This is a genomic window from Bacillus sp. C28GYM-DRY-1 (assembly GCF_030519405.1).
Taxonomy (GTDB): Bacteria; Bacillota; Bacilli; order Bacillales; family Bacillaceae; genus Bacillus; species Bacillus spizizenii_A.
The window spans coordinates 55631-69913 of the sequence record NZ_JAUMKF010000015.1 but is presented as its reverse complement, the minus strand read 5'-3'; the positions used below and the strand labels follow the sequence as shown (position 1 = coordinate 69913).

Annotated in this window: 13 protein-coding genes, 1 pseudogene and 3 riboswitches; of the genes and pseudogenes, 6 read left to right on the top strand and 8 right to left on the bottom strand. The window is 45.4% G+C overall.

Going from position 1 to position 14283, the window contains the following annotated elements; all coding sequences use genetic code 11:
* The first annotated feature begins 130 nt into the window (after positions 1 to 130).
* The 3 genes from Q3W56_RS14745 to Q3W56_RS14735 all read left to right on the top strand — a co-directional run bounded on the left by Q3W56_RS14745 (position 131) and on the right by Q3W56_RS14735 (position 3313).
* Complete coding sequence (locus Q3W56_RS14745) at positions 131 to 2191, top strand: catalase (protein ID WP_302896010.1); 2061 nt, start codon at positions 131 to 133, stop codon at positions 2189 to 2191.
* Between the two features lie 49 nt (positions 2192 to 2240).
* Entirely contained in the window at positions 2241 to 2531 is a 291-nt protein-coding gene (locus Q3W56_RS14740) for a hypothetical protein (protein WP_302896009.1), read from the top strand.
* 110 nt (positions 2532 to 2641) lie between these two features.
* Positions 2642 to 3313 (top strand): DUF3298 and DUF4163 domain-containing protein, encoded by a 672-nt coding sequence (locus Q3W56_RS14735; protein ID WP_302896008.1) that lies wholly within the window; start codon positions 2642 to 2644, stop codon positions 3311 to 3313.
* Positions 3314 to 3353: 40 nt separating this feature from the next.
* Here the strand turns inward: Q3W56_RS14735 and Q3W56_RS14730 are convergent, their stop codons facing one another.
* Positions 3354 to 4547: a NupC/NupG family nucleoside CNT transporter gene (locus Q3W56_RS14730; RefSeq protein ID WP_302896007.1), complete on the bottom strand. Its 1194-nt coding sequence runs from the start codon at positions 4545 to 4547 to the stop codon at positions 3354 to 3356.
* Between the two features lie 127 nt (positions 4548 to 4674).
* A riboswitch (purine riboswitch) is annotated at positions 4675 to 4776 on the bottom strand.
* Between the two features lie 516 nt (positions 4777 to 5292).
* Between Q3W56_RS14730 and Q3W56_RS14725 the strand changes: the two genes are divergently transcribed.
* From Q3W56_RS14725 to Q3W56_RS14715, 3 genes are read left to right on the top strand one after another with little or no spacing between them, the layout of a single operon-like run.
* A complete protein-coding gene (locus Q3W56_RS14725; RefSeq protein ID WP_302896006.1) occupies positions 5293 to 5460 on the top strand; it encodes a hypothetical protein in 168 nt (55 codons plus the stop codon).
* A 25-nt stretch (positions 5461 to 5485) separates the two neighbouring features.
* Positions 5486 to 6202, top strand: a complete 717-nt coding sequence (locus tag Q3W56_RS14720) for a CoA transferase subunit A (protein WP_302896005.1) — start codon at positions 5486 to 5488, stop codon at positions 6200 to 6202.
* Positions 6199 to 6855 carry a 3-oxoacid CoA-transferase subunit B gene (locus tag Q3W56_RS14715; RefSeq protein WP_302896004.1) on the top strand — a complete coding sequence of 219 codons (657 nt, stop codon included), beginning with the start codon at positions 6199 to 6201 and terminating at the stop codon, positions 6853 to 6855. Before Q3W56_RS14720 ends, Q3W56_RS14715 begins: the two co-directional genes overlap by 4 nt.
* A 52-nt stretch (positions 6856 to 6907) precedes the next feature.
* Here the strand turns inward: Q3W56_RS14715 and Q3W56_RS14710 are convergent, their stop codons facing one another.
* From Q3W56_RS14710 to Q3W56_RS14680, 7 genes and pseudogenes are all read right to left on the bottom strand, one after another.
* A complete protein-coding gene (locus Q3W56_RS14710; RefSeq protein ID WP_302896003.1) occupies positions 6908 to 8044 on the bottom strand; it encodes a 5-methyltetrahydropteroyltriglutamate--homocysteine S-methyltransferase in 1137 nt (378 codons plus the stop codon).
* A gap of 78 nt (positions 8045 to 8122) precedes the next feature.
* Positions 8123 to 8229: riboswitch (SAM riboswitch) on the bottom strand.
* A gap of 68 nt (positions 8230 to 8297) precedes the next feature.
* Positions 8298 to 9431, bottom strand: a complete 1134-nt coding sequence (locus tag Q3W56_RS14705) for a 5-methyltetrahydropteroyltriglutamate--homocysteine S-methyltransferase (protein WP_302896002.1) — start codon at positions 9429 to 9431, stop codon at positions 8298 to 8300.
* A gap of 82 nt (positions 9432 to 9513) precedes the next feature.
* A riboswitch (SAM riboswitch) is annotated at positions 9514 to 9620 on the bottom strand.
* Between the two features lie 66 nt (positions 9621 to 9686).
* Positions 9687 to 10175, bottom strand: coding sequence for an LURP-one-related/scramblase family protein (locus Q3W56_RS14700; protein ID WP_302896001.1), 489 nt, complete (start codon positions 10173 to 10175; stop codon positions 9687 to 9689).
* A 172-nt stretch (positions 10176 to 10347) separates the two neighbouring features.
* Positions 10348 to 10626, bottom strand: a pseudogene (locus tag Q3W56_RS14695) (hypothetical protein).
* Between the two features lie 506 nt (positions 10627 to 11132).
* Positions 11133 to 12365: a peptidase T gene (gene pepT, locus Q3W56_RS14690; protein WP_302896000.1), complete on the bottom strand. Its 1233-nt coding sequence runs from the start codon at positions 12363 to 12365 to the stop codon at positions 11133 to 11135.
* 49 nt (positions 12366 to 12414) lie between these two features.
* Entirely contained in the window at positions 12415 to 13071 is a 657-nt protein-coding gene (yxjL, locus tag Q3W56_RS14685) for a two-component system response regulator YxJL (RefSeq protein WP_302895999.1), read from the bottom strand.
* Positions 13058 to 14275, bottom strand: coding sequence for a sensor histidine kinase (locus Q3W56_RS14680; RefSeq protein ID WP_302895998.1), 1218 nt, complete (start codon positions 14273 to 14275; stop codon positions 13058 to 13060). The genes yxjL and Q3W56_RS14680 overlap by 14 nt, the downstream gene beginning before the upstream one ends.
* Positions 14276 to 14283 lie beyond the last annotated feature (8 nt).

The following is a 14283-nucleotide window of genomic DNA, read 5'->3' as shown; positions in this document are numbered from 1 at the left end:
TATTTCAAATATGTATGACCTCATCCTGATATGTAGACCTAAAATCCTATTGAGCGGATTAGCAGTTTATATGAAGAATGCCACGGGTAAATGTGCTGTAGAATGTTTCGTTTGAAAAGGAGGAGCAGACATGAGTGATGATCATAACAAACGAGTCAATGAACACTCAAAGGACGAACAGCTCGAACAGTATAGGGCCGATAACAGCGGGAAGAAAATGACGACAAACCAAGGCGTGCGGGTGTCAGAGGATGAGCACTCGTTAAAAGCCGGGGGTCGCGGCCCGACGCTGATGGAGGATTTTCACTTCCGGGAAAAAATGACGCACTTTGACCATGAGAGGATTCCGGAGCGTGTTGTGCATGCGCGCGGATATGGTGTGCATGGCTTTTTTCAGGTTTATGAACCGATGACAGAATTCACCCGGGCGAAATTTCTTCAGGACCCTTCGGTGAAGACACCGGTCTTTGTCCGGTTTTCAACGGTGGCGGGCTCCAAAGGCTCCGCAGACACGGTGCGGGATGCCAGAGGGTTTGCGACGAAATTTTATACGGAAGAAGGAAACTATGACCTTGTGGGAAATAACATCCCAGTATTTTTCATTCAGGACGCGATCAAATTTCCGGATCTGGTTCACGCGTTTAAGCCTGAACCTCACAATGAAATGCCTCAGGCCGCGACCGCTCACGATACGTTTTGGGATTTCGTTGCCAATAACCCTGAGTCAGCGCATATGGTGATGTGGACGATGTCTGACAGGGGTATCCCTCGCAGCTACAGAATGATGGAGGGCTTCGGTGTTCACACGTTTCGTTTTGTGAATGAACAAGGAAAGGCGCGTTTCGTGAAATTCCACTGGAAGCCTATGCTTGGCGTGCATTCTCTCGTATGGGATGAAGCGCGGAAAATTGCCGGGAAAGATCCCGATTACCACCGCCGCGACCTGTGGGAAACAATTGAAAACGGGGGCTCGGTTGAATATGAGCTCGGTGTGCAGATGATTGATGAAGAAGATGAATTCAAATTTGATTTTGATATTCTTGATCCGACTAAACTGTGGCCGGAAGAGCTCGTGCCGGTGAAGATTATTGGGAAAATGACGCTGAACCGCAACCAGGACAATGTATTTGCGGAAACGGAACAAGTCGCATTCCACCCGGGAAATGTCGTGCCGGGCATCGACTTTACCAATGACCCGCTATTGCAGGGACGGCTTTTCTCGTATACAGACACACAGCTCATCCGTCTTGGCGGCCCGAACTTTCATGAGATACCGATTAACCGGCCGGTATGCCCGTTCCATAATAACCAATACGACGGCTATCACCGGATGACGATCAATAAGGGGCCGGTCGCTTATCATAAAAACTCTCTGCAAAATAATGACCCGTCGCCTGCGACAGCTGAAGAAGGCGGGTACGTCCACTATCAGGAAAAAGTCGAGGGCAAAAAAATCCGCCAGCGGAGTGACAGTTTCAATGATTATTATTCACAGGCAAAGCTGTTCTGGAACAGCATGTCTCCTGTCGAAAAACAGCATATCATCTCTGCATTCTGCTTCGAGGTCGGGAAAGTCAAAAGCAAGGGCGTGCAGCGGCAGGTTGTAGACGTCTTCAGCAATGTCGATACAGGCTTAGCGGAAGAAATCGCCAAAGGAGTTGGTGTGGCGCCGCCGGCGAAACGAGAAGCATCAAACGAAATTCTTACCTCACCCGCGTTAAGCCAGGCCCGCACGGTGAAAACGGCGTCAACGAGAAAAGTCGCCGTTCTCGCCGGAAACGGATTTCATAAAGAAGAGCTGCAAACTGTGCTGGACGCCTTAAAGCATGAAGGGATCACAGCGGATATCATCAGCCAAACGCTGGGGTACATCACAAGCGGCACAGGACAGCAGCTCGAGGCCAGCGCCACGTTCCTGACGGCTGATTCTGTTCTGTATGATGCAGTCTATGCCGCAGGAGGGCCAGAGTTAAAAGACAACAAACAAGCGATGGCGTTTATCAGAGAAGCCTATAGCCACTATAAGGCGATCGGCGCGGCAAATGAAGGAATTGACCTTCTTCAGACAGCTGTCGGGACAAAAGAGAGTCCGGGTATCGTGACTGCGAAAGATGAAGCGGACTATACCGACTTCAGCAAGGCGTTTACTGAGGCGGTCGCCGCTCACCGCCATTGGGATAGACGTATTTGATCCGCTCCTGTATCTTAAAGGAAGATACTTTTCATAAGGAGCATGACAGATGAACGAAAAACAGCTCGCTGAAGCATACGAACGCGATGAAAATATGATGATTTTGGTGTTTGCCCAATGGTGCGTGAACCATGATCTTGATCCGCTAAACCTATATGCCAAAGCGTATCCGCAGCAAGAGATCAATGAAAGCTTAAAAAAAACCATGGACGAACTGGTCGTGCCGAAACACGAGTCAGAGCATATTCCTGACCAAACCGTCATTGCGGTGTTAGAGATGTTTGGAAATATAGATTTGGCACAAGCGGTTCATGAAGCCATTTTGGAGCGTAAACAATAAAAAAGAGGCAGAGGCATCTTGCCTCTTTTTCTTTTTTTATTTAGACACTTCTTTGATTTTATCAGTTCTAAAAGGGAATGATAAACAACGACTTCAAAGGAGGAGATCGTATGAAATGGAATCACATGCTGAAAGCCGCGGGGATTGCGATTGTGCTTCTTTCTTTAATGGCATATGCGGACCCATCATTAAAAGCGGTGCAGGCCAAAACACCAACTGTCAGCAGCCACACGTACAAAAAGATAAAGGAGCTAAAGTATCCTCAGGTGCATCACATCGGGGATGCCGTGTTTGAAAAGAAGATCAATCGAGAGTTGAAAGCCTACATCGAACAATCGTATCAGGAATACTTGAAAAACAAAAAAGCAGGCGAGCAGCAGGGATTCGAAGCGGAGTATCAAACATCCTTCAGCGTCAAATACAATGCGGCGGGCAAGCTCAGCATTCAAACACTCAATGATATGTATTCAGGCGGTGCCCACGGTTCAACAACGGTCCGAACCTTCAATTATGACTTGAAAGCCAAAAAGCGTGTGACACTGAATCAGATTCTGAATACCAAAGCAAAAGTCAGCAAAACGAAAGATTACCTATACAGCTATATCAAAAAACATGACACGCTGTTTTTCCCTGATGTAAAGAAAGAGGATATTACCCTTAACCAAAACACAACGTTTTACTTTACGGAAAACGGAATCGCCATCGTCTTCGGCCAGTATGAATTAGGACCATATGCAGCTGGAATCCGGGATGTGCAGGTGCCTTCCTCTATTTATCAATAATCAAAGAGCCATATCCGGGAAAGGATATGGCTCAATGTTTCTACCACACAAACAGGCCGACAATGGCAGCACTTAGTAAAGATACCGCAATTCCGCTGACGAGCAATTTCCACACGTTTTTCCCGATGACCGTTGACTTTTCGCCGTTAAGGATCGAGTTGTACGTTCCGTAAATCATGCCGACAGTACTAAAGTTGGCAAATGACGTCAGGAATGTCGTCGCCACCGCAACTGTGTGAGGCGGAAGTGTTGTAAGATTGTTTTTCAAATCAAGCATGGCAACAAACTCGTTCGTTGCCAATTTCATTCCCATCAGCTGAGCAACATACATTGCATCATGTACTGGCAGCCCAAGGAGGAATGCGAACGGACTGAAGAGGTAAGCAAAAATTGTCTGGATGGTTAGTCCGTGTACGAAAACGCCAAGAATGCCATTGACTGCAGATGTTAATGCTACATATCCGATCACCATTGCCAAAATAACGATAACCATGTTCATGCCGACAAGCATACTGTTAGAAATCGTAGAGAAAAAGTCCTTCTTCTCTTCTTTAGGCGGTGTATAGATGATATCTTCCTCCTCCGGCACATGGACAGGGTTCAGCAGGTTTGCAATAATCAGCGCATTTAAGCAGTTCAAAGGAATCGCTGTAAACACGTATGTCGCCGGCACCATTGACAGGTAAGATCCAATAATGGAGCCGCTGATGCTGCTCATGCTCATTAAGCCGAATGTAAGCAAGCGGTTGTTATTTAATACTGTAAGCTGCTGGCGGATGACCGCAAGTGCTTCCGTATTTCCCAGGAACATCATTTGAATAGAGAAAAAGCTTTCTAATTTCGGCAACCGGGAAGCCTTTGAAATGACCCATCCGATTTTATCAATCAGCCAAGGCAAAATGCCGAAATATGTTAAAATATCAAAGAATGTGACGATAAAGATAATTGGAAGAAGTGCACTAAAGAAAAAGTCTACTGTTTCATTCGCCATGACTGACGGGAAGGCAAACGCGATACCGTCACTGGCGCAAGCAATCAGCCAAGTGAAGAAATCCCCAATTTTACCGATGGTCCAGCTCCCGACTTTTGTTCCCAGCATAAACCAAGTAATGAGCAATTCCAGAACAATTAATGTAATGATCGGGCGCCACTTGATTTTCTTTTTCTGCGGAGAACATAGGAATACAACTGCCATAATCACAATGAGACCGATAAGGTTTAATAAAAAGTACATGATAGCAACTCCTATGAGGTTTATTTTGGAAACAAAAAAAGCTCCTATCCTTCACAAATTCTGGAAGTGCAGAAAGTGTGAAAAATAAGAGCAAACAGAAAAGAACTTGTCCTTTTCAACTCGTTCAAATTTATTCAAACTTTCTTGTAGTCTAGTTTTTTACGGTTACTAGGTAGAAACAATCAGACCATATTACTGATCATATACAAGAATGTCTTTTTCTAAGATGATAGCAGTATTTTATCCTTTCACTTTTTGAAAATCAACCTTTTTAACTATTTTCACAATAATAAAATTTATATCTTGAATTTGAGAAAATAAAGGAAATACATGTGGAGTTGTTATGCTGCTATGATGTTTAGGAAATCAGGAGGGGAAAAATAAAGCATATATCATTGGGGGTCTTGGTTAATCAGGCTTTGATCGGCCTGTCTTGACATACAGCCGGTGGTTAGAATGGATGAGCTTTTTGCCTAAGGCTTCGACAGATCCTTTTTAGTCAGCGAAATATGTATTGCCTTCACAAAGCTGCTACAGCACGTCAAAAGTCCGCTCGGTTCGCAAAGAAGATTTTCCTTATGTATGAATTCATTCAGTTAAAGGAAGCAGGAAAGTTACAGTCTCTTAAGAAACCGCAGACGCATTGATTCATTTTCTGACTCATGAGGAATTTGGAAAACAAGCAATCGTCGAATAATTATTTCCCATTTATGAATAATGGTTGTGTACAGGGGCGGGAAACTCCATGAAGCAAAAAGAAACGGTTGATTTCTATATCCTATTAGGCGGAGGAAAGCTCCGAAAAAAAGAGCTTTCCTTTTTATTCGGAATAGTCGGCCTCCGCTTCCCGTACATATGGAAAGGGGAAGAAAACAACCGAGAAAATTGTAAACGCTTTCGTCCTTGGAGTTGATGGAGAAAACGAAAGGGGCATCAATATGGGAAAAGTACTGTCATCAAGTAAAGAAGCTGCGAAACTGATTCATGATGGAGATACGCTGATCGCAGGAGGATTCGGGCTGTGCGGCATTCCTGAACAGCTCATTTTGGCGATAAGAGATCAGGGAGTAAAGGATTTAACCGTTGTCAGCAACAATTGCGGGATCGATGACTGGGGGCTCGGCTTGCTTTTGGCTAATAGGCAAATCAAGAAAATGATCGCATCCTATGTCGGTGAAAATAAAATTTTTGAGCGGCAGTTTTTAAGCGGAGAGCTTGAGGTCGAGCTTGTACCCCAAGGAACACTCGCTGAGAGAATTCGTGCAGGCGGCGCGGGCATACCGGGATTTTACACGGCGACAGGCGTTGGCACTTCAATAGCCGAGGGAAAAGAACATAAAACGTTCGGCGGCCGGACATATGTGCTGGAGCAAGGCATCATCGGCGACGTGGCGATTGTCAAAGCGTGGAAAGCGGACACTATGGGAAATTTGGTTTTTCGGAAGACGGCGAGAAATTTCAATCCCGTTGCCGCTATGGCAGGCAAGATTACGATTGCCGAGGCGGAAGAAATCGTGGAAGCGGGAGAGCTCGACCCAGATTATATCCATACGCCGGGAATTTACGTACAGCATGTGGTGCTTGGCGCGAGCCATGAAAAATTGATTGAAAAGCGAACAGTCCGACAAGCGGCGGGAAAGGGTGAGGCGAAATGAAGGAAGCGAGAAAACGAATGGTCAAACGGGCTGTACAAGAAATCAAGGATGGAATGAATGTCAATCTTGGGATTGGAATGCCCACGCTTGTCGCAAATGAGATACCCGACAGCGTTCACGTCATGCTTCAGTCAGAAAACGGCTTGCTCGGGATCGGCCCGTATCCTGTGGAAGGAATGGAAGACGCGGATTTGATCAATGCAGGAAAGGAAACAATTACTGAAGTGACGGGCGCTTCCTATTTTGACAGCGCTGAGTCATTCGCGATGATAAGAGGCGGGCATATCGATTTGGCTATTCTTGGCGGCATGGAGGTTTCTGAGCAGGGGGATTTGGCCAATTGGATGATCCCGGGGAAAATGGTCAAAGGGATGGGAGGCGCCATGGATCTCGTCAACGGGGCGAAACGGATCGTTGTCATCATGGAGCATGTCAATAAGCATGGCGAGCCAAAAGTGAAAAAGACATGCTCTCTTCCGCTGACGGGGCAGAGAGTCGTTCACAGGCTGATTACGGATTTGGCTGTGTTTGATTTTGATCACGGCCGCATGACACTGACTGAACTTCAGGAAGGTGTCACAATGGATGAGGTTTATGAAAAAACAGAAGCCGATTTTGCTGTCAGCCAGGCGGTGCTTGAATCAAACGCTTGATATGAAAAAACACACTTACTCCGCCAGGGAATCAAGTGTGTTTTTCCTTTGCTTATTTCCAAACATCGTTAGCGATCTCAACCACATGGCGGAGCTTCGCCCATTGCTGTTCTTCAGTCAGCTTGTTGCCTTCCTCAGTTGAAGCGAATCCGCATTGAGGGCTGAGACAAAGCTGGTCTAAGCTCACATAACGGGACGCTTCTTCGATACGGCGTTTCACGTCGTCCGGATGTTCAAGCTTACCGAATTTAGATGTCACTAAGCCAAGGACAAGCTGAAGATCAGAGCGCTTTACATAACGGAGCGGTTCAAATCCGCCTGAGCGTGAATCATCATACTCTAAGAAAAGGCCGTCCAGGTTCAAGCCGTCAAAAATGGTTTCGGCTGCTGCGTCATAGCCGCCTTCTGCTGTCCAAGTGGACTGGAAGTTGCCGCGGCAAATATGCATGGTTACCGTCAGGTCATCAGGACGGTCTGCAATCGCGTCGTTAATCGATTTCGCAAACAGCTGGCGAAGCTCGTCAGGCGTTGTTCCGAACGCCTCGATCTGTTTTAAGCCTTTTTCAGATAAGAAAACAGCCCATGCCGTATCATCAAGCTGGAGGTAGCGGCAGCCTCTGTCATAAAACGCTTGAATCGCTTTTTTATATGCTTTGGATACATCGTGCTGGAAAAGGTGATAGTCGTTTTTGTATGCATCCTTTTCCAGCTTTCCGCGGAAAAACAGCATATTTGGGCTTGGGATCGTCATCTTTGGCGTCGCGTCACCGGCAATGCTATGGAGAAATGAGTAATCTTCAAGCATTGGATGAGTTGAAAAGTCGATATCACCGGTGACTTTAATGCCTCGTGCTTTTGTCTGTACATTATGGAATTGAATGCCCTGCTCAGGAATAAACGGCTCAACCCCATCCAGATTTTCCAGAAAATCAAAATGCCACCATGCTCTGCGGAATTCCCCGTCTGTCACGACGTTCAGGCCGGTTTCCTTCTGTTTTTCCACAATGCGGATGATTTCATCGTTTTCGATTTGGCGAAGCTGCTCAGCTGTAATCTCGCCGGCCGCTTTTTGCAGCCGCGCTTTTTTAACGGGCTCAGATCTCAGCAGGCTTCCAACTTGATCCGCGCGAAACGGCGGCTTTTTTCTTTGTCGTGCTTTTTGTTCTGTGTGTGTTGTTTGTTGTGGCATGTTGTCCATTCCTTCTTTCTATTTCGAATATAAAAAAGCTCATCCTTTGGATAAGGAAGAGCTTGTGTGACAATCTCAACCTTATCTTCAAGAGCAATCAATGCTCTAAAGGATTTAGCACCATTCTGTTAAACAGCGGTTGCCGGGTATCGCAGGGCCAGTCCCTCCACCTCTCTTAATAAGGAAAACCATTTTATGAAATTTTCTGATAGTATCTATTATTCACACATTTTCTGTTTCTGTCAATGATAGATTATCTCCACACATCGTTGGCGATGTCGATGACGTGGCGCAGCTTCGCCCATTGCTGCTCTTCTGTCAACAGATTGCCTTCTTCCGTAGAGGCGAAACCGCACTGCGGGCTGAGGCACAGCTGGTCAAGGCTGACAAAGCGCGCCGCTTCATTGATGCGGCGCTTCACATCCTCAGGATTTTCCAGATCGCCGTATTTGGATGTAATTAAGCCGAGCACAATGCGCAGATCCTTGCGTTTTACGAAACGGAGCGGATCAAAATGTCCTGAGCGGTCATCATCGTATTCTAAGAACAGCCCATCCAGATTCAAGCCGTCCAAAATTGTTTCCGCTACAGCGTCATAGCCTCCTGATGCCGCCCAAGTCGACTTGAAGTTGCCGCGGCAAATGTGCATTGTGATTGCTAAATCATCAGGGCGGTCTGCCACTGCATCGTTAATCGTTTTGGCGAATAAGGCAGGCAATGTTTCTGGATCACCGCCAAGTGCCCGGACGACCTCTCTGCCTTTTTCCTCAAAGAAGAGAGACCATGACGTATCATCAAGCTGAAGATAGCGGCATCCAGCATCATAGAAGGCTTTAATTGCTTTTTTGTACGTTTGGGCCAGATCATGAAAATATTCCTCTTGGTCGTCATAAATCTCTTTATCCGCCTTTTCACCGAAAAACAGCATATTCGGGCTCGGAATCGTCAATTTTGGTGTCGCGTCGCCGACGATCTCATGTAAAAATTGATAATCGGCAAGCGCTGGGTGGCTCGTAAAATCGAGTTTACCCGTCACTTTGATGCTCCGTGCTTTTGTTTTCGCATGATGGAATTGAATCCCTTCAGCCGGGATGAACGCTTCCACACCGTCAAGGCCTTCCAGGAAATCGTAATGCCACCAAGATCGGCGGAATTCCCCATCTGTTACCACATCGAGACCGATTTCTTTTTGTTTTTCTACAATGAGGGTGATTTCTTGATTTTCGATATCACGAAGCTGATCTGCAGTGATCTCGCCGGCCGCTTTTTTTTGCCGGGCTTCTTTTATTGGAGCAGATCTCAGTAAACTGCCGACATGATCGGCACGGAAAGGAGCTTTGCGTTGTTTTTCTGTTATTTGTCCTGCAACATTTGTTTGTTGAGCCAAGTCATTCGCCTCTTTTCTGCAATGGGGTGAGCATAAAAAAGCTCTCCCTTTGTGTAAGGAAGAGCTTGAATATCAAATCTCCGCCTCATCTGCAAGAACACAATGTTCTAAAGGATTTAGCACCATTCTGTTTGAAACAGCGGTTGCCGGGTATCATAGGGCCAGTCCCTCCACCTCTCTTGATAAGGTATATCTTCATATTCGAATTTCAATTATCTTAATATTATTACTTTTTGATCAATTGTCAACACTTTTTTAGAAAATGCTCTCATCTTCGTCGTTATATAATACCATATCAAGCACGATAGCAATGGCTGTACAGATCAGCACATCTTCCTCTTTTGCAATCTGTAAATGATAGGAATCACCCCAGCTGAGCCACTTTTTGCTCACTGACATACGGACATTCTCCCCGTCCGTCAGTTGAAATTCATCCTTCCACAAGTCGCCGTCAATTTCCCAGTTGAGCTGGGAAATTTCAAATTTCGGTTTGAAAAACGTTAGTTTCTTCGCCACCTCACAAGCTGTTTCCCCGCCAATGGAAATCTTGTATCGCGGCAGAACAGACATTGTTTTTTGTTCTATGGAAACGAGTGTTTTACCGGATGAATCTGTCATTTGTAGCGAGTCCCCTAACGAAAAGAATCGGCCCTCGACCTTGAAAGCCTCTTGTTCATCTCGGTCATAAATGTGAAATTCATCTTTAAAAGAGAACATTTTCTGTTTCATAAATAATTCGATCATTGCTGAAGTCTCCTTTTAGATTTGTTTTGTAAGAAGTTACGGACTGGCGGCAAGAAAGTTTCAAGTTCCAAATCTAGTAATCAGAAACCCGCTGGTTGTTTTCCTGAGTGATAAATGTTTCTAAATTGAAAAAGGCTGCATCATTCAGCAGCCTTTTCGTTAAATTATAGGATTAGGAAAGATGCATCCGGCGTTTTTGGCGGATCGCGTCAAGGTCGATTAGGTTGTTGTGATGAGGTGCAGCTGCTGGCAGAGGGCTTGTCTTTTGCGGTTTACGGCGATTGTCCTTGCTGAAAGAAAAAAGAAGATAGCCACATAATGCGATGATAATAAATAGGATCATTTTACATACCTCCCAAAAAAAGTTTTGGTATTATCTATTGTACGGATAAAAAGCCAAAAAGTATTCAAAAAATTCTAAATCAATAAAAAATAAATAACTGCCCCTCAAAAACAGTCTAACCTGTTGACCTGAAAATAGTCTTACAACAGGGTGTTAGTTCTGGTTGATGATTGGTTCTATAGTTACTATCGACGATAAAATAAAATCTTTTATATTACTTTTAACCTAAAAATTAATAATTCAAATTACCTGTTTTAGGTTGTTGTTTTCTTTCTTGTTTGGTTTATACCCTATTTTGCGGAATTAAACACAAAAAACCCAAATTTCGGAGCATTTGGGCGGTACGAGGGTATGCAGATTGTGGTTTTGTGGACTTGGAAGATTGATTAGAAGAAGCGTTTGAACATTTTTCTGATTTTTTGAAATGGGCTCGATTTCTTTTGTATGTTAAGCGGCCTGCTCCTTATCCATTTTTTCAATAGACTTTTTGCAGCTATAGCATGTTTTGTCATTTTTTCCTCCTCAACTGTTGATACTTGTTTTACGGAGGAAGTATTCAAAATGTTTCATATTTACACAAAAAAACCAGTCCTTTTTAGGACTGGCTCTTGGTATTATGCCTGTTCTTCAAACAGTTTTACAATCTCGACGATGACATTTACGGCTTTCACCATGTTATCGGCTGAGATGTATTCAAATTTGCCGTGAAAGTTTTCCCCGCCGGTAAAGATGTTTGGCGTAGGGAGTCCCATGTAGGACAGCTGGGATCCGTCCGTGCCCCCGCGGATTGGAGAAATCTTCGGTTCGATGCCGAGGTTTTCCATCGCTTGCTTGGCAATGTGGACAATTTCGATCACAGGTTCAATTTTCTCTCTCATATTGTAGTATTGATCGTTCATATCAAGCTGAATCCGATCTTGCCCGTATTCGTTTTGAAGTTCTTCAACGACACGCTTCATTGTTTCTTTTCTGCTTTGGAAGTTGCCTTTGTCAAAGTCTCTGATAATGTAGTGGAGTTTTGTTTCCTCTACATCTCCTTGAATCGACAGCAAGTGGTAGAAGCCTTCGTACCCTTCTGTATATTCAGGCGCTTCGTCTGCCGGCAGCAGGCTGTTCAGCTTCATTGCGATTTTCGCAGAGTTGATCATTTTCCCTTTTGCCGTTCCGGGATGTACGTTGTTGCCTTTGATTGTGATTTTTGCGGCAGCTGCATTGAAGCTTTCGTATTCTAGTTCGCCGAGCGGGCCGCCGTCAACTGTGTAGGCAAAGGACGCATTGAATCGTTTCACATCAAATTTGTGCGGCCCTCTTCCGATTTCTTCATCAGGCGTAAAAGCGACTTTGATGGTACCATGTTTGATTTCAGGGTGTTTGATAAGGTAATCCATGGCTGTCATGATTTCGGCGATACCGGCCTTATTGTCTGCGCCGAGAAGGGTTGTGCCGTCTGTGGTAATGAGAGTATGGCCCTTATAGCCGGGCAGTTCAGGGAATTGATCAGGCGACAGGATCACCTGCAGCTGTTCATTAAGCACAATGTCTTTTCCATCGTAGTTTTCAATGATTTGCGGATTCACGTTTTTGCCGGTAAAGTCTGTGGCAGTATCGACGTGAGCGAGAAAGCCGATAGTCGGCACGTCTTTTTCAGTATTGGAGGGAAGAGTCGCCATGACATAGCCGTTTTCATCAATGGCTACATCCTGCATGCCAATGGAGTTCAATTCATCAACGAGCATGTTTCCTAGTGTCAATTGGCCGGGTGTGGAAGGGCAGGTGTCGACGGATTCGTCGGACTGCGTGTCGACTTTTACATATGTAGTAAACCGTTCAATAATCTCTTCTTTCATTTCCAATCATCTCCTTTCTCTTATTTTATCATGACAGGATGCGAGTTTTCTATTGCACAATACCGTTTCGAATCGCAAAAACGACTGCCTGTGTCCGATCTTGGGCATTGCATTTTTGCAGGATGCGGTGCACGTGAGTTTTCACAGTGCTTTCGCTGACGAAAAGCTTTTCACCAATGTCTTCATTTCTCAACCCATAGGCCATTTGCTGAAGAACCTCGAGCTCTCTTTTTGTAAACGGATCTGCCAGTTCTTCGGCTTGAGTTTGTTGCTTCGTGCGAAATGTGTCACTGATAATTTTAGCAGCTGTCGCTGTGCGGAAAATCGCTTCTCCTCTGGCCGCGGCGCGAATGGCGTCAATCAATTCTTCTGGAAGCGTATCTTTCAGCAGATAGCCGACTGCGCCCGCTCGAATGCCTTCAAATACATATTCTTCGGTATCAAAGGTAGTTAGAATGACGATCTTTGTATCCGGAAGGGCGGACATAATGTCTTTGGCCGCTTCGATACCTGAGCAATGTGGCATTTGGACATCCATCAGGATGACGTTGGGTTTTGTTTGCTTTGCCAGTGCAATAATGCCGTGCCCGTCGCCTGTCTCACCAGATACGGCCATATCCGGTTGTGCGTTGATGACATAGCGGAAGCCTTCACGCACAAGCGGCTGATCATCGGCAAGTGCGACGCGTATTTTATCTTTGTTCATCTTTTTGCTCCTTATTCGTTGTCGTAAGCGGCAATGCCAGTTCAATTTGCAAGCCGCTCGGCTGTACGGCGCTGAAAGAAAGGGAACCACCTGCTTTTTCAGCGCGCTTTTTCATTCCTGTCATTCCAAATCCGCAAGTAAGATTGCCGGTGAAATGTCCGTCATCGGTGATTGTGACATAGAGGTGGGTTTCGTCGTTAGAAATGACGGCAGCCGCATGGGAAGCGTGAGCGTGACGGATGATATTGGTCAGCGCTTCTTGCAAGATGCGGTAGATCGTTTCGCTTACGTTTTGAGGCCAAGACTCTTCTGATAGGGAGGAAGTGTCAAAAGAAACGTGCAATCCGCTTCGTTCCTCCACTTGATGGATAAGCCCCCGCAAAGCGGTAAGGCTAACCATCGATTCACTTCGGCCCATTTGGTGAACGACAGACCGTACTTCCTGAAGACACTCTCTGGCAATAGCCAGTACATTTTGAATGACTTTTTCAGAATCCTCCTTGCTGCTTTTCAGGATATAGGGAAGAGATTGAAGCTGAACAATTACAGAAGTCAGCTCATGCCCGATGCTGTCATGAATGTCTCGGGCAATTCTTGTACGCTCTTCAAGGACCGCGTACCTTAAAGAAAGGACAGAAGCCTCCTGCAGCTCAGCATGCGCTTTTTGAAGTTCTGCATGTGCCTGCTCCAGCTGCACATGCATTTTCGCTAATTCAGCATGATTTCGCTCAGCCTCTCTCCTCGCCTCCCGCCTAAAACGCATGGAGGAGAAAAAGACGTAGAGTCCGATCATGATAGTGATGTTGCCAATGATGGAATTTAAGCTGCCTTCAAGTGATGATAGTAATAATATATTGCCTCCAATTAAACATGCTGTAAATATAAAGGAAAGCCGTGAAGGGAGCCTGAAGGCCGCATAAATCATTAAAAACACAATCAAAAAATAGGCGGCTCCCTGGTTTTGGCCGGAAACAGCCCAAAGAAAAACGGTCAGGAGCCAAAGACCGAAGAATATGCCCAAATTGACAGCAGCGGATGCTACAAAGGGAGTGATCCAAATGAATGCTAGATACACCGCAAACACAAACACTAACAAAATGGGGTCAGCTTTGGTTGGATGAGATAAAAATTGTATGCAATTCAAAATGAGAATAAGGCTGAGCACTAGCTTCTTGTAGTGCCGAGCCGGAGATTGTCGGTTCATGCTGGTCC

Bases quoted from the DNA above. Each gene is read 5' to 3' on its own strand.
- Q3W56_RS14735 (WP_302896008.1), top strand. From the start codon at position 2,642: ATGAAATGGAATCACATGCTGAAAGCCGCGGGGATTGCGATTGTGCTT.
- Q3W56_RS14710 (WP_302896003.1), bottom strand. From the start codon at position 8,044: ATGCCACAACAAACAACACACACAGAACAAAAAGCACGACAAAGAAAA.
- Q3W56_RS14740 (WP_302896009.1), top strand. From the start codon at position 2,241: ATGAACGAAAAACAGCTCGCTGAAGCATACGAACGCGATGAAAATATG.
- Q3W56_RS14720 (WP_302896005.1), top strand. From the start codon at position 5,486: ATGGGAAAAGTACTGTCATCAAGTAAAGAAGCTGCGAAACTGATTCAT.
- Q3W56_RS14715 (WP_302896004.1), top strand. From the start codon at position 6,199: ATGAAGGAAGCGAGAAAACGAATGGTCAAACGGGCTGTACAAGAAATC.
- pepT (WP_302896000.1), bottom strand. From the start codon at position 12,365: ATGAAAGAAGAGATTATTGAACGGTTTACTACATATGTAAAAGTCGAC.
- Q3W56_RS14700 (WP_302896001.1), bottom strand. From the start codon at position 10,175: ATGATCGAATTATTTATGAAACAGAAAATGTTCTCTTTTAAAGATGAA.
- Q3W56_RS14680 (WP_302895998.1), bottom strand. From the start codon at position 14,275: ATGAACCGACAATCTCCGGCTCGGCACTACAAGAAGCTAGTGCTCAGC.
- Q3W56_RS14730 (WP_302896007.1), bottom strand. From the start codon at position 4,547: ATGTACTTTTTATTAAACCTTATCGGTCTCATTGTGATTATGGCAGTT.
- Q3W56_RS14725 (WP_302896006.1), top strand. From the start codon at position 5,293: ATGAAGCAAAAAGAAACGGTTGATTTCTATATCCTATTAGGCGGAGGA.
- yxjL (WP_302895999.1), bottom strand. From the start codon at position 13,071: ATGAACAAAGATAAAATACGCGTCGCACTTGCCGATGATCAGCCGCTT.
- Q3W56_RS14745 (WP_302896010.1), top strand. From the start codon at position 131: ATGAGTGATGATCATAACAAACGAGTCAATGAACACTCAAAGGACGAA.